Raw genomic sequence first — 19,082 nt, 5'->3', positions numbered from 1 at the left:
CCGCGCCTCAGGGGATGACGGGAATCGTGCCCGGCCGCATCGCGGGCTCCACCTCGGTCCAGTACTCGTCGGCCTGTCCGTTCGTACTGCCGAGCCGCAGCACGCCACGCTGGTCGGCGATGTAGACCGTGGTCGGGTTGGCGACGACGGCGGTCACCGGCGGCGAGACGTTGCCGCTGAGCAGGCCGACCGCCGGCGTACCGCTGATCGACACCTGCACCACCGGCGAGTCGGTGGCATCCCGGGCGATCATCACGGTGGTCGGCGAGGCCCAATCCAGCGAGACCGCACGGTTGCCGATGTTGTATGCCGCCATCTTCGGCTGGTCCAGCGTCAACTGCCCTTCGGCGTTGGCGGCGAGTACCGCGAACACCACCTGCCCGGCCACGATCATCGCAGCGCGCACCCCGTCCGGCGCGATCTGCAGTTCGGTGATCGGTCCCCGGACCAGCGCGCCGACCTGCCCGGCGTCGACGTCGAGGACCCGGGCCCCGCCGGCATCGTCGCGGCGCCACTCGATGGGGCGGCCGTCGACGACCGCCCACACGGTGTCGCCGTCGGGGCCGAACGACGGCCGGGTCACCGACGCTCCCGATGCGATCGTCGCCGGCGCCTCCCCGTAGTCGCCGACGGCCAGATTCAGCCGTGCGCCCGGCCCGTCCCCGGCGAGCACCGCCGCGACCCGCCGGCCGTCGGCCGAGATCGACGCCGACCGCAGCGACCGACCCGAACCCAGCGGACCGGCCACCGGTGCCGTGCCGTTGTCGATCACCTTGAGCAACGCGCCGTCGCGGATGAGGTTGAGCCCCACGTCGGTGGTGGGCTGCACGCTCGGATCGAAGGTGCGCACATCGGTGGTCTGCCAGCCGTCGGCGCGCTCGGCCACCAGGGGTGCGCCGTCGGCATCGATGACGTACGGACCGCCGATGTCAGCCCCGTTGAGGGTCCAGATGACCTGTGCTGCAAGCAGATTGCGGTCCCTGCTGGATAGATTGCCGATGCCGGTGAATCCGATGCGCACCCCACCACCGGGCAGGGCGGACACCGGACCATGCAGCGCAGCGCCGGTCGGCAGTGCCGAATCCACCCCGGCCGACAGATCACCGGCCGGTCCGCCGATCAGCGTATTCATCAATGTCGTCGCATCCGAATCCGAGCCGCCGTAGAGCCACCGCGGATCGGGTACCAGATGTGTGCGGGCGGGGTCGCTGTAGTACATCGACGCCGACCGATAGCTCACCTCGAACTGGTTGCGGTCGATCATCGTGCGGTCCGGCAGGGTGCCGTCGATGCGCCACTGATTGCCGACCCGGGTCAGGGTCAGGGTCGCCTCGACCTGCCCGGTCGCCGGCAGCAGTTGCCCGTCGGCCTTCAGGACGCCGACGTTGTCACCGACGAGTCGCATCCGGACCGCGGTCTGGCTGCGTTGATCGACGTAGGTGTTGATGTCATCGAGGATGATGGCGTCGCCACGCTCGTCCCACTGTGCCGCGGTCGACGGCGTGAGAAATTTGCGGGCGGCCGCATGTGCGTCGGTCGGTGCGGCAGTGGACTTGAGGTACGCCCGGACCAGCGCCTCCGGATCCATGTCGGGCTGCGGCGCCGGGACGGCGTTGGTCGGGCCCTCCCGCGCAAAGGAACTGATGGGCTGCGGCAACGAGTCGTCGGGGATGCCGCCGCACGCGGCGAGCAGCGCTGCGATGACGCACAGGATCGGCAACAGCAGACGTCGGCTCGCCCCGGTCCGTCCGAGATCACTCACCACCGGCTGCCCCTTCCACACGTACCGGCTTGGGGAGGGTCTTGACCTTGGTCGACCCCGCCGCCTTCAGTGGCAGCGGGCTGCCCAATACCTTGTGGCCGCGTATCAGCGGCAACGTCAGCCGGAAACAGGCTCCCTGGCCGGGTTCGCCCCACGCCTCCAGACGTCCCTGGTGCAGCCGCGCGTCCTCGATGCTGATCGCCAGCCCCAGCCCGGTACCCCCGGAGCGCCGGAATCGCGACGGATCCGAACGCCAGAACCGGTTGAAGACCAGCTTCTCCTCCCCCGGTCGCAGGCCGATGCCCTGGTCGCGAACCGTGATCGCGACCGCATCCCCGTCGGAGCGCATGGTGAGCGTCACCGGCTTGCGTTCGCCGTGGTCGATCGCGTTGGCCAGCAGGTTGCGCAGAATGCGTTCGACGCGGCGCGGATCGATCTCGGCGAGAACCGGCTCGGCCGGCAGATCGAGGACCAGCTCGGTGCCGGTCTCCTCCGCCAGATGCGACACCGTCGACAACGCCGCGTCGATCGGGATCGCCATGTCCATCCGCTCTGCGGCCAGTTCGGCCATCCCCGCATCGTGGCGGGAGATCTCGAGCAGCTCGTTGAGCAGTGTCTCGAAGCGATCGAGTTCTTTGTCCAGCAATTCCACCGACCGCCGGCGCACCGGATCGAGTTCGTCGCGGCCTTCATAGAGGACGTCGCTGGCCATGCGGACCGTGGTGAGCGGGGTGCGCAACTCGTGGCTGACATCGGAGGTGAACTGTCGTTGCAGACCGCCGAACTCCTCGAGGTGGGTGATCTGTTTGGACAGGCTCTCGGCCATGTCGTTGAACGACATCGCCAACCGCGCCATATCGTCCTCGCCACGTACCGGCATGCGTTCCTTGAGCCGTCCGTCGGCGAACCGGACCGCGATGCGCGAGGCCGACCGCACCGGGATCACCACCTGCCGCGACACCAGCCAGGCGATGGCGGCCAGCAATCCCAGTAGTACGACGCCACCGGTCAGCAGCGTGCCGCGCACCAGATCGACGGTGCTGTTCTCGGTGGTCAGCGGGAACACGAGGTACAACTCCAGGCCCGGCACCGACGCGTTGGTCGGCGAGCCGATGATCAGTGCGGGCTCGGTGCCACCCGAGGAATTGGCCACCGACGAGTATTGGTAGGCGATCTGACCGCCCTGCACCATGTCACGCAGGTTCTGTGGGATCTCCGAGACCGGACCCACCCCGGTTATCGCACCGTCGGCGCCCCGGCCCGGAACGATGAGCACCGTATCGAAGGTGCCGACGTTGCCCGACGCCTGGCCGCTGTCGATGTCGCGGTCGGTCAGCAGCGATCGGGTCTGGCGCAGCCGATTCTGTATCGACATGTTGCCGTCGCCGCCGGCGAGATCGCGCTCCACCGACGACCGGGCCCGCTCGATCTCCTCGGTCGCCGCGGTCAATTTGACGTCGAGCAACCGGTCGGTGATCTGACTCATCAGCACGAACCCGAGAATCAAGAGCACCACAAAAGACAGCACCAACGTCGACATCACGACCCGCAACTGCAGCGAGCGCCGCCAGACCCGGGCAAAGCCCGAACCGATACGGCTCGCGGTGCGGGACAGACGTCCGAAGGTGCTGTTGACGCGTCGTCTGTTACGGCCGATCACGGCGGTCCGGCTTTGTAGCCGACCCCCCTCACCGTCAGCACGATCTCGGGGTTCTCCGGATCGGTCTCGACCTTTGCGCGCAATCGCTGAACATGCACGTTGACGAGTCTAGTGTCGGCCGGATGCCGGTAGCCCCACACCTGCTCGAGCAACACGTCCCGAGTGAACACCTGCCGCGGCTTGCGGGCCAGCGCGACGAGCAGGTCGAATTCGAGCGGGGTCAGCGAGATCGGGACGCCGTCGCGGGTGACCTTGTGTGCCGGCACGTCGATCTCCACCGGACCGATCGACAACAGTTCGGCGGGCTCCTCGTCGGTGCGGCGCAACCGGGCCCGCACCCGCGCGACGAGTTCCTTCGGCTTGAATGGCTTGACCATGTAGTCGTCGGCGCCGGACTCCAGGCCGAGCACCACATCGACGGTGTCGGTCTTGGCGGTCAGCATGACGATCGGGACACCCGAATCGGCGCGCAGCACCCGGCAGACGTCGATACCGTTCATCCCCGGGAGCATGAGATCGAGAAGCACCAGATCCGGCCGGATCTCGCGGACCGCGGTCAGCGCCTGCGTGCCGTCACCCACCACGAACGGCTCGAACCCCTCGCCGCGCAGCACGATCGTCAGCATTTCGGCGAGCGCCGCGTCATCATCGACGACGAGGATCCGTGGCTTCATGGTCACAATGGTGACACTGTTGTGACCATCCGGGCGTGATCGACGCGCCGGACGTCTGCGCCGGGGCGCCTTTGCCACCGGGCCCGAGCAATTGCAGGAGCGCATCGTGGGTCGTCTCATCGCCGTCGAAGGACTCGACGGCGCCGGCAAGAACACGCTGGTCACGGGCTTGGTGCGGCGTTGGCGCGAAGGCGGTCTCACAGTGGCCGCGTTCGCCTTTCCCCGCTATCACCGTTCGGTGTTCGCCGACATCGCCGCCGAATCGCTGCACGGCGAGCACGGCGATCTGCGTGACAGCGTCTACGCGATGGCCCTGTTGTTCGCCCTCGATCGTCAAGCCGCGGCACCGGAGATCCGGTCCGCTCTCGACGCCAACGACATCGTCGTCGCCGACCGATACGTCGCATCCAACGCCGCCTATAGCGCCGCCCGCCTCGATCAGGGCGCCGACGGCGAGGTCGTCGCCTGGGTACGCGACCTCGAGTTCGGGCGCTTCGGTCTGCCCCGCCCCGACCACACCTTGTTGCTTGGCGTTCCCGCAGAGGTCGCGATGCGCCGTGCGCGCGCCCGCTCGGCCGACGATCCGTCGCGCCCCCGCGACCATTACGAGCGCGATTCCGATCTGCAACGCAGCGTCGACGCCGTGTACCGCGACCTCGCCCGGTCGGGGTGGGCATCGCCGTGGAGCGAGGTGGCCGGCGCCGATCCCGCCGAACTGGGCGATCTGCTCGTCGAGCATCGCTGAGGGCGCCGACCTCTCCGCCGACAGCGCCCACCGTATTGATCCACAGCCTGAATGACTCTCGTGACGGCGTGCAGCAACGTCCGATAGCCTGGGCTGCACCCACGTCGCGAGGAAAACATATGACCTATCCGCCGCCCCGCGGTGGCGTTCCCCCGCAGGAGTCGGCCCCGGAGTCACCGGACGCGGCCGCTGCGGACGTCACTCCGTCGGCACCTGATCCGACACCGTCCGGGCCGGCACCGGCCGCGCCGACACCGGATCCGGGTCAGATGCCGACTCGAACGATGACGGCGGGCGCGGACGCGCCGACGACGGCATATCCGATCCCGCCGGTATCCTCGCCCAACAGCCTTGCGGTGCAGCAGTTCTCGTCACAAGCACCAACACAGGCCCCGGCAGCACATCCGTACCAGGCGCCACCGCGCCCGAATCCGGTACCTGCGCAACCATATTCAGTTCAGCCGTTCGCACCACAGCCTTACCCGTCGCAGCCACCGCGCGCGCCGTTCGTACCGCCCGGCCCCCCGACCCACGGACCGGGGCCGTACGCCGCGGGCCCACCGTTCGGCGCACCCCCGAATGTGGGGATGCCGCCGCCGAAAAAGGGCCCACGCAACAACGGTGCGCTGGCCGCGATCGGCGCCGGGGTGCTCGCGGTGATCGCCATCGTGGCACTGGCCGTGACCCTGATCGTGGTGAACACCGGAAGCGCCGACAACACCGTCGCCGACGGCAATCCCGTCACGACGCCGACTCCTGGCGGCGGCATCGCCACCTCGCCCGACCCCGGCACGCCCAGCGTGCCCACCTCGCCGGATGCCGGCGGCGCACCCGACGGTGGTTCGGCGACCGCATATGCGCTGGCCACGGCGATGCAGCGCTACATCGAAGCGGCCAATGCCCGCAACGTCGGCCAGATGCAGGCCGCCGTGTGCAGCGCAGCCCGCCCGGCGGTGCAGGCGCCGACCGAACAGGGCAATCTCGTCCTCGAACGATTGGCCGTCACCTCGGTCAACGGCGACGTGGCGCAATCCACCATCGAGACCCACCTCGAGGTGGGGCCGCAGCGGTCGAGCAGCAAGCAGGACGCGGTGAGCTTCGAGCGCGAGAACTCCACCTGGTACTACTGCCCGGGCGCCGAACCGGCGGTCACCGCCTGATCGGCGGGTCACCGTCCACGGATGAAAAACGTTGCTGCCCCGCTCGATTGCGAGCGGGGCAGCAACGTTTGACATCGGCGGAGATCAGTACCGGTAATGCTCCGGCTTGTACGGTCCCTCGACGTCGACGTTGATGTACTCGGCCTGCTCCTTGGTGAGCTTGGTCAGTGTGCCGCCGAGCGCTTCCACGTGAATACGTGCAACCTTCTCGTCGAGGTGTTTGGGCAGCCGGTACACCTCGTTGTCGTATTCGTCGCTCTTGGTCCACAGCTCGATCTGCGCGATCACCTGGTTGGAGAAGCTGTTGCTCATCACGAACGACGGGTGCCCGGTCGCATTGCCGAGGTTGAGCAGACGGCCTTCGCTGAGCACGATGATCGAGTGGCCGTCGTCGAAGACCCACTGGTCGACCTGCGGTTTGATGTTGATGCGCTTGGCACCCGACCGCTCGAGGCCTGCCATGTCGATCTCGTTGTCGAAGTGGCCGATGTTGCCGAGGATGGCCTGGTTCTTCATCCGCTTCATGTGTTCGAGCAGGATGATGTCCTTGTTGCCGGTCGAGGTGACGACGATGTCGGCATCGCCGATCGCGTCCTCGACAGTGACCACGTCGAAGCCGTCCATCAGTGCCTGCAGGGCGTTGATCGGGTCGACCTCGGTGACCTGCACGCGCGCGCCCTGGCCCGACAGCGACTCCGCGCAGCCCTTGCCGACGTCACCGTAGCCGCAGATCAGCACCTTCTTGCCGCCGATCAGGACGTCGGTGCCCCGGTTGATGCCGTCGATCAGCGAGTGCCGAGTGCCGTACTTGTTGTCGAACTTGCTCTTGGTGACCGAATCGTTGACGTTGATCGCCGGGAACACCAACTCACCGGCTGCGGCGAACTGGTAGAGCCGCAGCACGCCGGTCGTCGTCTCCTCGGTGACGCCCTGAACCGACTCGGCGATCGTCGACCACTTGCTCTTGTCGGCCTCGAAGCTGTTGCGCAGCAACTCGAGGAACACCTTGTATTCGGCGGGATCGTTGTCGTCGGCGGGCGGAACGACACCGGCCTTCTCGAACTCGGCACCGCGCAACACCAGCATGGTGGCGTCGCCGCCGTCATCGAGGATCATGTTGGCGGGGCGCGGTTCATCCGACCCGTTCGCTTCGCTCCCGGCGCCGGCGGGCCAGGTGAGCATCTGCTCGGCGGCCCACCAGTACTCTTCGAGGGTTTCGCCCTTCCAGGCGAACACCGGCACACCCTTGGGATCGTCGGGGGTGCCGTGCGGCCCCACCACGACCGCCGCGGCAGCATGATCCTGCGTGGAGAAGATGTTGCAGGATGCCCAGCGAACCTCGGCGCCGAGCGCCACGAGCGTCTCGATGAGCACGGCGGTCTGGATCGTCATGTGCAGCGAACCCGAAATCCGCGCTCCCTTGAGCGGCGCGACCTCGGCGTATTCACGCCGCAGCGACATCAGACCGGGCATCTCGTGTTCGGCGAGTCCGATCTCCTTGCGTCCGAAGTCGGCCAACGTCAGATCGGCAACCTTGAAGTCGATGCCGTTGACGGAGTCTGCGTGCGGTGCGTCGTTCTGCACCATGGTCATCTGGTCCCCTTTGTGAATCGGTGTGGCTCGGTGAATCGGTGTGGCTCGGTGAATCGGTGTGGCTCGTCGCGTCGCACGCCGGCGAGCAGGGCTTCACGCACAAGCTTCAGCGCACCGACGGCACCACGAAGAGACCTGACGAACAGGCTATCGGACGTCACCGGCGCGCTGCCCGGTGCGGCCTTTCCCGGCCGGTCGATGCGCTCAGAGTTCCCGATCGCCCGCCGGACCGGCGGCCACGGCGTTGTCCGCGCCGGGCACCTCACCACGCTCGCGTTTGCCGACCATCGAATGCCGCATGCCGTAGAGGAAGTACACAGCCACCCCGATCACCATCCAGACGACGAACCGGATCCAGGTCAGCGCCGACAGATTCAGCATCAGCCACAAACAGGCGACGATCGCGAGTACCGGGATGATCGGTCCGCCGGGCACGGTGAAGCCGCGCTGGAGATCAGGTCGGGTGTGCCGCAGGATGATCACCCCGCCGGCGACGACGATGAACGCGAACAGCGTACCGACGTTCACCATCTCCTCGAGCTTGTCGATCGGGAAGAAGCCGGCGACCACACCCACCACGATTCCGATGAGGATGGTCAGCCGGGCCGGTGTCCCGAATCGTGGATTCGTCTTGGCCATCGGCCGCGGCAGCAACCCGTCGCGGCACATCGCGAACAACACCCGGGACTGGCCCAGGATCAGGACCATCACCACCGTCGTCAGGCCCGCGAGCGCGCCGATCGCGATCACCTTCTCCGCCCAGGTCACCCCGTTGAGGGCGAAGGCATCGGCGAGGTTCTTGGAGTCCGTGCCGGTACCGGCGAGTTGTTTGTAGTTGACCATGCCGGTCACCACGACGGTGACGAGCACATAGAGCACCGTCACGATGACGAGCGACCCGAAGATGCCGCGCGGCACGTCCTTGCGCGGGTTGCGCGTCTCCTCGGCGGTGGTGGCGACCACGTCGAAACCGATGAACGCGAAGAACACGATCGAGGCCGCAGCCAGCACGCCATACCAGCCGTAGGAGGTGTCACCGGCGCCGCTGACCAATGAGAACAGTGACGAGTCAACGGATTTCGCCGCGTCACCGCCACCCTCCGACGGCGGGACGAACGGTGTGTAGTTGCTCGACTTGACGTAGAAGAAGCCGACGATGATCACCAGCAACACCACCGACACCTTGATCGCGGTGATGACGGCCGAGAACCGGGACGACAGCTTGGTTCCCATCACGAGCAGGACGGTGACGACGGCGACGACGAGGACCGCACCCCAGTCGAAACTCCACCCACCACCCAGCGACACCGCGTGCACGTCCTTGTCCACCGACGGGAAGAAGGAGTGCAGGAAGTTTCCCAGATAGCTCGACCAGCTCTTGGAGACCACGGCCGCGCCGACGGCGAACTCGAGGACGAGATCCCAGCCGAGAATCCACGCCAGGAGCTCCCCGAAGGTCGCGTAGCCGAACGTGTATGCCGAACCGGCGACCGGCACCGCCGAGGCGAACTCGGCATAACAGACCGCGGCGAGGCCGCATGCGATCGCCGCCATGACGAATGCCAGCGAAATCGCCGGGCCGGCATTGTTGCCGGCTTGGGAGGCGGTCACGGTGAAGATGCCGGCGCCGATCACCACCGACACCCCGAAGACGATCAGATCCAGCGCGGTCAGGTTCTTGCGCAATCGATGTCCGGGCTCATCGGCGTCGGCCATCGATTGTTCCACCGATTTGACCCGGGTCAACGGATTCGCCATCAGCCTCGGCCTCTCTCCTCGTGGGCTCACACGCCGGGACGCCGAGTCGAACGGCGGTCCCGGCGAGCGTGTTTGCCGACAGGTGCGGTGGTCTCGACGCTAGCCGACGCGACCGGGGCTCACGGGGCTTTCGGCGCGGATACGGGTGCCGCGGCCGCGCGGTCCAGGTCGGGCTCGAGGTAGATCACCCGGGCCTGCGGCACCGCGGCGCGCACCCGCGACTCGGCGGAGTCGATGGTTCGGGCGACGGTCGCCAGATCGGCGTGTGCGGGCATCGCGATCTTCGCCGCGACGAGCATCTCCTCCGGCCCGAGGTACTGGGTCTTGATGTGGATGACGCGCTCGACGCCGTCGGCGGTGAGCGCGGTCATGATCGCGGCTTGCTCGCTCTCGGTGGCGCCCTCACCGATCAAGAGGCTCTTCATCTCCACGATGAGCACGATCGCGATGATGCCGAGCAGCACGCCGATGCAGACGGTGCCGATGCCGTCCCAGATCGGGTCACCGGTCGCCATGGTCAGGCCGACGCCGCCGAGCGCGAGGACCAGACCGATCAGTGCCCCCGAGTCCTCGAGCAGGACGACCGGCAGTTCCGGATTACGTGAGTTGCGGATGAATCGCCACCAACTCGCCGGACCCTTGAGAGGTCGCGATTCGCGGACCGCGGTCGAGAAGCTGTAGCCCTCCAGGCAGATCGCGACGAGCAGGATGACCACTGCGACAAGTGGCGACTCCAGGCCGTGGTCGTGGGCGTGGATGATCTTCTCGACACCCTCGTAGAGCGCGAAAAGCGAGCCGAGCGCGAAGATGACGAGCGCGACAACGAACGAGTAGAAGTAGCGGTCACGCCCATATCCGAAAGGATGTAGCCGGTCGGCTCGCCGCCCGGCACGTTGCTGGCCGATGAGCAGCAAGCCCTGATTGGCGGTGTCGGCGACAGAGTGCACGCCCTCGGCGAGCATCGACGAGGAGCCGGTGATGGCGAACCCGACGAACTTGGCGATGGCGATCCCGCCGTTGGCGCATAACGCGGCGACGATCGCTTTCTTGGAACCTTCGGCGGACAAGTGCTGACCCTCTCATTCGCCGGAAATCCGGCACGCTGGTGAACACACCGAACTCTAGCGACAACCTGCCCGTGGCGGGCCCTGCCGTGGCGGCGATGCCACGGCAGGACCGCCGGAGGCCGAACACGAAAACGCTAGACCATTCCTCCGAAGCCGCGCGCGATCGAGGAGTCGGTCTCGTTCATGACGGTGCGTGCATTCGTGACGCCCCGCTGGATGCCGAGCAGCTGTTCCCGCGACTGCGCGAACACGCGGTCCCAGTTCTGTTGGGCGGCATCGTAGGCCTGTTTGGCCCCGGGTGAGCGCCAGTTGCCGTCGAGCGCGGCCACCTGCGTCTTCAGTTGGCCTGCCAGGTCTTCGAGACGGCCGAACTGCGCGCTCAGTCCGCCTTCGAGGTCGCCGAGGGCGGCGAAGTCGTACTTGATTCTCCCGGACATGGGGAATTCCTTTCGGTGATGTGTCGATTTGCCGGTGATATGTCGATTGACGGTGATGTGTCGATTGACGGTGATGTGCCGCTTCGGTGATGTGTCGAACGTCGGCGGTCGGTGCGGTCGCGGGACGCGGCCGATTCCGCCACCCGCATCGGACCTACAGGCGCAACGGACCCGCGCCGCCGAACCCACCCGCGGCCTGCGAGTCGTTGTCCTCGTAGCCGCCGAAACCAGCGGTCAGCTGATTGCGGATGTCGTCGAGCGCGGTGTTGAGTGCCCTCGCCGACGAATTCCAATCGGAATGGGTGTTGTCGAACGCATTCGACGCCCGCCCGTTCCAACTGGAGACCCCAGTCGATGCGGCACTGGCGATCTGACGGATCACCGCCTGCATGTCGTCGACGATCTGCGAGACCGATTGCGCCGTCGCCTGACCCGACGCGATATCGACATCGACTGCTCCATCGAGATTCATGGTGCTTCTCCTCATAGATTCGGCACCGACGTGGCGATGCCCCCGAAGCGCTATCCGGCTGGATAGGCGCTGATCTCCCCCCGGTGACGCTGTTGTCGGGGAATCCCGCCACTCATGCCGAACCACCGCTGCCCGGGCAGCGTCTCGATCAGCCGGATGACGGCCTGACCGATCCGGTATCCGCTGCCCGGGGTGATGGTGGTCCAGAGTCGAGCATCGGGAGATGCGCTGAGGCCCATCAGGATCCGGCCTGCGCCTGAATCGATGATGCCGATGGCCCCAGAAGTCTGGATGAGTGTTCCGCCGGTTCGCGTGGCCGCGACGATCTCCCATCGCGCGCCGGCCGAGTAGAACGCGTCGGCCACGCGGACGGCGTCGGACGGGGTGGCACCCCACGAACGCAAGGCCGCGGTCACCGCCGCGGCGTCGGTACAGGTTCCGAAGCGTTCACCGAGTTCGCGGGTGGGGACGCTCACCTCGCCGAAGTCCATGGGTGGGTGCGGCCCGCACAACCGCCGCACGACCGCGCCGAGTGTGCCGGCGTCGACGACGTCGAGGACCTGCAACTCGATCACCTCGCCATCGCGGACCGCGAGCACGTGGTCGTGCCCGCGCCGCGCGAGAGTGGCGCGTACCACCGAACCGCTTGCGAACCTGCGTATCTCGAGCTCGTGATCGGGACGGGCGAGTACGGACAGGACGGTGTCGGTCCAGACCGTGGGTGCTCCGGCGGTGAGCACGCCGCACTGATCGAGCACTCGGTCCAGGGCGGCCGCGGAATGGGCATGAGCGGTTTCGTCGTCGTCGACCGGCCAGAGGTCGAGGACCACGGGCCAGGTGGTGATGCCGCACAGCTCACCGAGTCTGCGCAGCGCCGCGGGCTCGAGATGCCGGGGTGCGGTGGTGGTGGCGATCATGGCATTCCCCCGCCGTCGAGCGTCAGGCGCTGGTGCACGTACCTGGTGTCGAGTGCGGTGGCATCGACCAGCCCGGTGGCGTGGACGGCCACCTCGGCCCAGTTCTCCGGAAGCGACTGCGCCTCGACGGCCTCTGCGTCGCCGGCCGGTGCGTCGACCCGCTGCATTCCTCGATCGCCGGCAGGGATCATCGACGACATCGGTGGCGGCACCGTCGGGGAAACCGGCGACACCGAGGGGGCGGGCGCGTTCGGTGGCGCCGGGGTCGTGGCCGCAGGTGCCGATGCCGGCATCGTCGGCGTATACGAGCCGCGCGGACCGGCCGATGCGGTCAGCACGGTCGGCACCGCGATCCCGGCACCGGGCTGCGGCGATGGCGACTCGGCGACCGTCTCTACTTGTCCTGGGCCATGTTTCGACGTCGCCGGGAACTGTTCGGGGATCAGCTCCGGCGCGTGGCCGACGGTATGCCAGGGCCGAGCGACCGGTTCGGAGGCGCTCTCGTAGGCCGCCATCACCTGTGCGGCGCGCAGCCGCTGGTCGTGGACAGCACGCTCGGCATATGCGGCCGCGCCGCCGGCGATCGGGATCACCGAGGCAGTCACCGACGCCGCGTGGGCCAGACCGTCGACGAGGTCGACCTCGGCCGGATCGGGCATCGCCAGGCGCGCCACCGTCACGGCGAGCGACTGCGCTTCGGTCATCGCCGCGGCGGCCGTCGCCTGCGCCGCCATCTCGGTGAGCCACCCGACCAGGCCGGCGAGTCGATCCAAGGCGATCGACGAAGCCTCGGAGCGCCAATGGACCCGCAACCGGGCCAGAGCCGATGCGTATTCGATTGCCGCGCCGGCGAACTCGCCGGCCAGCGAAGTCCACGCCATCGCCGCATCCGCGAGGGGCGCCGCGCCCGGTCCCGCGTACAGATCGCCGGCAAGGCGGCGGCTGGTACGTGCCTCCCACCTGACCGCGGTGAATCCCGTCATCGATGCTCCTCCCATCTCTGTCGTGTTCGCCTATTCCGTGCTCATGACCCGGTGGTGGTTGTGACCGGTGGTTGTGATGCCGACGGCCGCGATAGGTGGTTCCGGCCGGGTCGCGGCGCGATCCGAATCAGTCGCGCAGGCGCGTCGCGGCGTGCTCGTCTGCGGCATCGAAGCCGCCCGCCTGGGCTCGCAATGTCGCCGCGACGTTGCGTAATCGGGATACGCCCGAATACGCATCGCCCCCGAACCGGGCGGCTCCCTCGGTCGCCGAGGTCGCGACCGCCGCCGACACCTCGTCGCGGCCCGACGCCACCACGCGGGTGGCCGAAACCAGCCGGGCGAGCGTCCCCTCGAGCGAGAGCGCCAGACGTTCGAGATCGGCTGCGGCCCTGGCCAATTCATCGGTGTCCACATCGAGATTCCGGGGTGCCGGGTGCGGCTGTGTCATCGCTGTCTCCGATGGTGGGTGAGTGGTTGCGCGAACTGGCGGCGACGAGGCCGGCGATCGCCGATCATGGTGTGGGTCCGGGCGGAGCGAGCCGTAACTCGATGTCGGTGTGGGGGCCGACCTCGGCGACCGGGTCGGCACCGAATACCGCCGGCGCCACACCCGAGACGACACCGACCATGTGATGTCCGTTGCCCTCGGTCACGAGATAGTCGGGTACCTCGTATGCCTCATCGGCGGTCCCGGCACCCCGCGCGGCCCCGGCCGCCGCCACCGGGGCCATCGAGGCCGGCATCGGGGCCGCCGCGGCGGTGGCCGTACGCGGGCTCGTACCAGGGGTGAAGCCGGCCGGTTCGGTCGCGCCGGAGACCGGCACCGATGGTCGCGCCGAGCCGAGCGGTGCGGCGACCGCACCGAGTCCACCACCGCCCCCGCGAACGCCGGCGCCCACTCCCACCATGCCGAGCCCGGCAGGACCACCACCGGGACCCGCTGGGCCGGATCCGCCGGTATCGGGTGCGACGTAGGCGGCCGGACGGACGGCGGCGCCGTCAGCCGCGCGCATCTCTTGCAGTGGCGCGGTGAGCATTGACGGGACCTCGGTGGCCGCCGATACCACCGGCGCCATGGCCTCGAGGATCGTGCCGGCCAGAGCGAACGGGGACGGGCCGGCGCCGGCAGTGCCCGTAGGCGCATTCGTGACCGGAACCGGAGCGCCGTTGATCGCCATGTGTGTTGTGGGCGCAAGCAATTGGGCACGGGTGGCCGCGACGGCCGCGGTCGCCTCGGAAAGCCCGAGACCGGCGAGGCTGACCGTGAGCGGGAGCGCTGCCGGTCCGGTCAAGGTGATCGCCGCGGTGATCTTGGCGATCGTCGCGGCAAGGATCGCCTGCAGGACCGCCAGTCCGGCGGCAACGATGCCGGCGGCTGCCTGGATGTCGAAGGACATGCCACTGCCCTGTACCGCGAGCTGCCCGCTGTTGACACTCGCCGCTCCGGTCTTGGCGACCGCCGACACGGTACTCTGCCCGCTCCACAGTTCATCGGCGATCTGCATCGCCCCCTGAGCCATCGACATCGAGGTATCGAGCACCGTGGACAAGCCCTGGAAGATCATGGTGGGGTCGAAGTCCGCCGTGGACAATTCGCCCGTGCCGAATCCACCGAGCAGGTCGGTGATCGGCTTCACCAGCAGTCCGACGTCGATGACCGGAAGCGGTGGCAGCCCCGGAAGCGGTGGTAGCGGCGGAAATTCCGGCAGTGGCCCGAGACCCAGTCCGGCCAGGACCTCGCCGACCGGCCGATCGAGTATCGGCCCCAGCGGAGTCGCCGCGATCAGATCGTTGACCGACATCTCGGTCAGCGCCGGGACGTCGGGTGGCGCGGAGGACGACTGTGCGGTCACCGGACCGACCGCAGTCTCGCGGCCGCCGCGGCGTCGACGGACTCGAACTCGGCCAGCCCGCCGAGCGCGCTTGCCGCGGTCGCCGCATGAACGGCCGCCAGATTGCCCACCGCCAGCAGATGGTTGGCCTGGGCGGTGATGAACGCCGCCAGGAATTCCTGGCCGATCAGACCGAACACCGGAATCATCACCGCCGTGTTCGCGGCGGCGTCGACCGATCCGGCGGCAGCAACCGCCGTGCCGATCGCGGCGTTGGTCGCAGCGAAGCCCTCCAGGACCTCCGGCGTCACCGTCACGTGATTCATGGCCTCCCCCTCATCATGAAAAATCGAGTGCTGTTCGTCTTACATCCCCGCGTCCTACATCCCCGGCGGCCTACGAACCCGGCGTCCTGAAACCCGGCGTCAGGGTCGGTGAGCACGCTGTTGCCCTCACCGCGGGGGTTGCCCCTCACGGCGCTGCTGCCCTCACAGCGGTGCTGTCCTCACCGCGCTGCCACCGTCGGCGGCCGGCGACTCCACCAGCTCGGCGAACGACGCAGTGAAGTCCTCGGTCAGTGCCGCTCGCCCGGCGAAGGCCCGCTGCGCGGCGAGCATGGCGGTCGCAACGGTCGCCGATCCGAGCCGCGCGCCACCGAGTTCGTTGGCCCCGTCGGCGAACCACAGTCCTGTCATCGCACCGGACCCGTCCACCTCGACGGTGATCAGATCATCGGCAGAGGTCTCGCGTACCCGTATCCGCGCGAGCCCATCGGCGAAGTCGTGCAGCCTTCCCAACTGGGTGGCCGCTCGTGATTCCAGTTCGTCCATGGCCGGGTTCATCGCGTCCTCACACCGATCGCAGCCAGGACACCGGAGCGTCGGACCCGTGATCGTCGCGGAGTTCCTCTGCTGCCAGCTCATCGGGCCGCGGCAGACCGAGCGACTCCACCACTTCGGGCGGAGTACCTGCATCCAGAAGTCGCGCACGGAGCCTGATCCCGGATGCCATGGCCGATTGCCTGCACAGCCGCAAGACCTCGTCGGCCAAGGCCTGCGGATGCTTGCGCAACCGTGCGTCATCGATGCTGATCGCCAACGGCAGTCCGGTGGACGTGGTGACCACCGATACCCCCGCGTCGCGCGAGCGGGCCGACGAGCTCTCCTCGACTGTGATACCGAGATGTCCACTGTTCATTTCGTTTCCCCCACCCGTGCCCGTATGTGACCGATGCTCTTGTGTGACCGATGCCTTGTTTGACGCAGTGGGTCCCGCCCTGGTTCCACCAAAAAGGGAAAAATTGTCTTGACGCCGTCACCGGTGACCCCGCCGATCGTGAGATCAGATGATGCCACATATCACACCAATTGTCCGGTTTGTCCGCACAGGTCCGTCGAGCAGGGAATCCGGTCGTGCATCGATTGCGGCCATCCGCGGTGTCGGCGACGAGCTGCCCATCACGTTCCCGGCGGCGCGCGAGCGGTGGCGGAACCCGAGGTGACCGGTCACGATCGGTCGCTCATGGGTAGACTGCCGAACCGGCGGACGCGCGGTGCCACAGCGCAGAGGCGCAGGCCACGATGGGACCATACGTACGGGGAGTAGAGCGATGATGTACGACAACACCGGGGACTCGACCACCGGGAGTCAGGGCCCCGCGGACCAACAGGGCCCCGCGGACCAACAGGGTCCCGGATACCAACCGGGTGCCGGCAATCAGGAGGGTTCCGAGATGCCGCCGACCCCACCGTGGTTGCAGTTCGCGCCGCAGGCCGGGTCGGCGCCGGACGCCGACGCGGCTTTTCCGTCCGCCACCGCAGCCGCGCCCACGCCGCCGCAGGTCACTCCCGAGCAGGCCACTCCCGAGTTCGCCACTCCTGAGTTCAGGGGCCCAGCACTGCATCCACCGACGCATGGGTATCCATCGGTTCCGGGAGCACCCGATCCGGCTGCTCCATTTCCGGTCCCGCAACCTCGGGCGCACGAACCGGTTCAGCACCCCGGTCCGTACCCGCCGGCCCCGCCGACATCGGACCCGCAGGCGCCACCGTATCCACCAAATGGATACGCCCCCAATGAGTTCGACCATCAGCCGCCGAACGGATACGCGCCTCCCGCGGCCCAGTCCGGTTTCGGGCAGGCCGCCGACTTCGGTCCGCCCGCCGGTTTCGGTCAGCCCACCGGCTTCGGGCCACCCGAGCATCAGTCCGGACCCGCCCTCGACGAGGTCGCGTTGCTGCGCAAGGCACGTCGGCCACCCAATCGCGGTTGGCGCCGTGCAGTGCACACGATCTCGGCGGGAACCATCAACCCTGGCGACTCGGCAACCGAGGTCCGGTATCAGCAGTTACTCGAGCGACTACGCCGGCCGGTCCGCGGCGACTACCGCATCGCGGTGCTGTCCTTGAAGGGCGGCGTCGGAAAGACCACCACGACAGTGGGTTTGGGATCGACCTTCGCCTCTCTGCGCGGCGACCGGGTGATCGCGGTCGACGCGAATCCTGATCTCGGTACGTTGTCCCAGCGTATCCCGCAACAGACGGCGTCCACCGTCCGCAATCTGCTCGCCGACGACAACGTGTACCGCTACAGCGATGTCCGCGCCCATACCTCTCAAGCGCCGTCACGCCTGGAGGTCCTTGCCTCCGAACGTGATCCGGCGATGGCCGAGGCATTCAGCGAGGAGGAGTACCGCGGTGTCATCACCATTCTCCAGCGGTTCTACAACATCATCATCACCGACTGCGGCACCGGCCTGAGCCACTCGGCGATGAACGGAGTGCTCGATCTCGCGAACGCGATCATCCTCGTGTCCTCCCCCGCACTCGACGGCGCCCGCAGCGCGGCAGCCACCCTGGATTGGCTCGAGGCCCACGGTCACGCGCACCTTGTGTCGCGGGCCGTCGTGGTGCTCAGTTCGTCACGGCCCGGATCGTCGACCATCGACACCGATCAACTCGGCCAGCACTTCCTCACGCGATGCCGTGCGGTGCAGACGATTCCGTTCGACGATCATCTCGCCGAGGGCGCCGACGTCGACCTCGAACTCGTGAGCAAACCGACCCGACATGCTTTCGTCGAATTGGCCGCGGCCATCGCCGACGAGTTCGCGACGACACCCGGGCGTCGTGAGGAGCCGTTCTACAGCTGAGGTTCCCCGTCCCGGGCTCACTCGACCTCCCCGCCACCCGGCGGGCGGTCGGCCTCCCGGGCGCGGTTGCCACGATTCGCCAGCCACCGACGGGTGATCCCGACGGCCATCGGGATGATGATCGTGAGCATCGAAGCGATGACGAACACCTCCAGGTGGTCGCGGATCAGGGGCACGTGCCCGAGAAAGTAGCCGGCCAGGATCAGCCCCGACGCCCACAGGACACTGCCGAGCAGCGAGCACAGCGTGAACACCCGGTGGCCCATCCCGCTGAAGCCGGCGACCAGGGGCGTCAGAGTCCGGACCACGCCGATGAACCGGCCGAAGAACACGGTCAGTGCGCCGTAGCGCCGGAAGAAGCGATGCGTGCGATCGACGTATTCCGGGCCGACCGCGCGCATCATCCGCCCCTCGATGACCGAGCGGCCCACGCGACGACCGATGAAGTAGCCGCATTGGTCCCCCAACGCGGCCGCCAACGGCACCACCACGCACAACCACCACACGTCGGCGAACGGATTCGGCTGCGCAGCAAGCACTCCGGCGGTGAACAACAGCGAATCACCGGGAAAGACGAATCCGATCAAAAGGCCGGTCTCGATGAACATGAGCACGCACAGACCGACAAGGCCGCCGGTGGCGAGAAATGAGTCGACGTGGAAGGGGTTCATCGCCGTCCACCCTAGGGGCTTCGCGAGCGGTGGTCGTCGGCCGGCAGCGGTGCCGGAGCAAGGTTAACTCGATGCAACATGCCGGACGAATTGCGTCCCGGTGGGGTTTACTCGGAGGTAAACATGCGGGCGGTGCGCCCCACGAGGCCCGGACCGGGCACCGCACCACCCCACCGCAGCCCAGATCTCACTGTGGCGTG

General features: G+C 67.8%; 19 protein-coding genes. 3 read left to right on the top strand and 16 right to left on the bottom strand.

Going from position 1 to position 19,082, the window contains the following annotated elements; translation table 11 throughout:
- Window positions 1-7: 7 nt before the first annotated feature.
- Genes lpqB through mtrA form a run of 3 tightly spaced genes read right to left on the bottom strand, consistent with a single transcriptional unit; the run spans window position 8 to window position 4,105 of the window.
- Window positions 8-1,765, bottom strand: a complete 1,758-nt coding sequence (gene lpqB / locus ACLQ3C_RS08135) for an MtrAB system accessory lipoprotein LpqB (protein WP_425704542.1) — start codon at window positions 1,763-1,765, stop codon at window positions 8-10.
- On the bottom strand, window positions 1,755-3,422 hold the full coding sequence (gene mtrB, locus ACLQ3C_RS08130; protein WP_425704541.1) for an MtrAB system histidine kinase MtrB: 1,668 nt from the start codon (window positions 3,420-3,422) through the stop codon (window positions 1,755-1,757). Before mtrB ends, lpqB begins: the two co-directional genes overlap by 11 nt.
- Window positions 3,419-4,105: an MtrAB system response regulator MtrA gene (mtrA, locus tag ACLQ3C_RS08125; protein WP_425704653.1), complete on the bottom strand. Its 687-nt coding sequence runs from the start codon at window positions 4,103-4,105 to the stop codon at window positions 3,419-3,421. The genes mtrB and mtrA overlap by 4 nt, the downstream gene beginning before the upstream one ends.
- Window positions 4,106-4,202: 97 nt before the next feature.
- On the opposite strand from mtrA, the gene ACLQ3C_RS08120 reads away from it, so the two are divergent.
- Together ACLQ3C_RS08120 and ACLQ3C_RS08115 are read left to right on the top strand one after the other, a co-directional pair.
- The gene (locus ACLQ3C_RS08120) at window positions 4,203-4,841 is read left to right on the top strand and encodes a dTMP kinase (protein ID WP_425704540.1); all 639 of its coding nucleotides are present in this window, start codon (window positions 4,203-4,205) and stop codon (window positions 4,839-4,841) included.
- Between the two features lie 587 nt (window positions 4,842-5,428).
- On the top strand, window positions 5,429-6,001 hold the full coding sequence (locus ACLQ3C_RS08115) for a hypothetical protein (protein ID WP_425704539.1): 573 nt from the start codon (window positions 5,429-5,431) through the stop codon (window positions 5,999-6,001).
- Window positions 6,002-6,085: 84 nt separating this feature from the next.
- On the opposite strand, the gene ahcY is transcribed toward ACLQ3C_RS08115, so the two are convergent.
- The 12 genes from ahcY to ACLQ3C_RS08055 all read right to left on the bottom strand — a co-directional run bounded on the left by ahcY (window position 6,086) and on the right by ACLQ3C_RS08055 (window position 16,257).
- Window positions 6,086-7,594 (bottom strand): adenosylhomocysteinase, encoded by a 1,509-nt coding sequence (ahcY, locus tag ACLQ3C_RS08110; protein WP_425704538.1) that lies wholly within the window; start codon window positions 7,592-7,594, stop codon window positions 6,086-6,088.
- 204 nt (window positions 7,595-7,798) lie between these two features.
- Entirely contained in the window at window positions 7,799-9,352 is a 1,554-nt protein-coding gene (locus ACLQ3C_RS08105) for an amino acid permease (protein ID WP_425704537.1), read from the bottom strand.
- A 119-nt stretch (window positions 9,353-9,471) separates the two neighbouring features.
- Entirely contained in the window at window positions 9,472-10,419 is a 948-nt protein-coding gene (locus ACLQ3C_RS08100; protein WP_425704536.1) for a cation diffusion facilitator family transporter, read from the bottom strand.
- Window positions 10,420-10,553: 134 nt separating this feature from the next.
- A complete protein-coding gene (locus ACLQ3C_RS08095) occupies window positions 10,554-10,856 on the bottom strand; it encodes a WXG100 family type VII secretion target (RefSeq protein WP_425704535.1) in 303 nt (100 codons plus the stop codon).
- 154 nt (window positions 10,857-11,010) lie between these two features.
- Complete coding sequence (locus ACLQ3C_RS08090) at window positions 11,011-11,328, bottom strand: WXG100 family type VII secretion target (RefSeq protein WP_425704534.1); 318 nt, start codon at window positions 11,326-11,328, stop codon at window positions 11,011-11,013.
- 50 nt (window positions 11,329-11,378) lie between these two features.
- Complete coding sequence (locus ACLQ3C_RS08085; RefSeq protein ID WP_425704533.1) at window positions 11,379-12,245, bottom strand: ESX secretion-associated protein EspG; 867 nt, start codon at window positions 12,243-12,245, stop codon at window positions 11,379-11,381.
- On the bottom strand, window positions 12,242-13,228 hold the full coding sequence (locus ACLQ3C_RS08080) for a PPE domain-containing protein (RefSeq protein WP_425704532.1): 987 nt from the start codon (window positions 13,226-13,228) through the stop codon (window positions 12,242-12,244). The genes ACLQ3C_RS08085 and ACLQ3C_RS08080 overlap by 4 nt, the downstream gene beginning before the upstream one ends.
- A 127-nt stretch (window positions 13,229-13,355) precedes the next feature.
- Window positions 13,356-13,676: a PE family protein gene (locus ACLQ3C_RS08075; RefSeq protein ID WP_425704531.1), complete on the bottom strand. Its 321-nt coding sequence runs from the start codon at window positions 13,674-13,676 to the stop codon at window positions 13,356-13,358.
- A 64-nt stretch (window positions 13,677-13,740) separates the two neighbouring features.
- Window positions 13,741-15,030 (bottom strand): hypothetical protein, encoded by a 1,290-nt coding sequence (locus ACLQ3C_RS08070; protein ID WP_425704652.1) that lies wholly within the window; start codon window positions 15,028-15,030, stop codon window positions 13,741-13,743.
- A gap of 47 nt (window positions 15,031-15,077) precedes the next feature.
- Window positions 15,078-15,386, bottom strand: coding sequence for a type VII secretion target (locus ACLQ3C_RS08065; protein WP_425704530.1), 309 nt, complete (start codon window positions 15,384-15,386; stop codon window positions 15,078-15,080).
- Window positions 15,387-15,548: 162 nt separating this feature from the next.
- Window positions 15,549-15,902, bottom strand: coding sequence for a YbaB/EbfC family DNA-binding protein (locus ACLQ3C_RS08060; protein ID WP_425704529.1), 354 nt, complete (start codon window positions 15,900-15,902; stop codon window positions 15,549-15,551).
- 7 nt (window positions 15,903-15,909) lie between these two features.
- Window positions 15,910-16,257 (bottom strand): hypothetical protein, encoded by a 348-nt coding sequence (locus tag ACLQ3C_RS08055; RefSeq protein ID WP_425704528.1) that lies wholly within the window; start codon window positions 16,255-16,257, stop codon window positions 15,910-15,912.
- A 535-nt stretch (window positions 16,258-16,792) separates the two neighbouring features.
- Between ACLQ3C_RS08055 and ACLQ3C_RS08050 the strand changes: the two genes are divergently transcribed.
- Window positions 16,793-18,211 (top strand): AAA family ATPase, encoded by a 1,419-nt coding sequence (locus ACLQ3C_RS08050; protein ID WP_425704527.1) that lies wholly within the window; start codon window positions 16,793-16,795, stop codon window positions 18,209-18,211.
- Between the two features lie 17 nt (window positions 18,212-18,228).
- Here ACLQ3C_RS08050 and ACLQ3C_RS08045 read toward each other — a convergent pair whose 3' ends face one another.
- Entirely contained in the window at window positions 18,229-18,882 is a 654-nt protein-coding gene (locus ACLQ3C_RS08045) for a DedA family protein (protein WP_425704526.1), read from the bottom strand.
- Between the last annotated feature and the right edge of the window lie 200 nt (window positions 18,883-19,082).

Origin of the sequence: Gordonia sp. DT30, assembly GCF_049844915.1 — a bacterium.
In the GTDB taxonomy this organism is placed as follows: domain Bacteria; phylum Actinomycetota; class Actinomycetes; order Mycobacteriales; family Mycobacteriaceae; genus Gordonia.
Note: the sequence above shows the minus strand (reverse complement) of the source record. Positions and strands in the feature narration are given on the sequence as shown.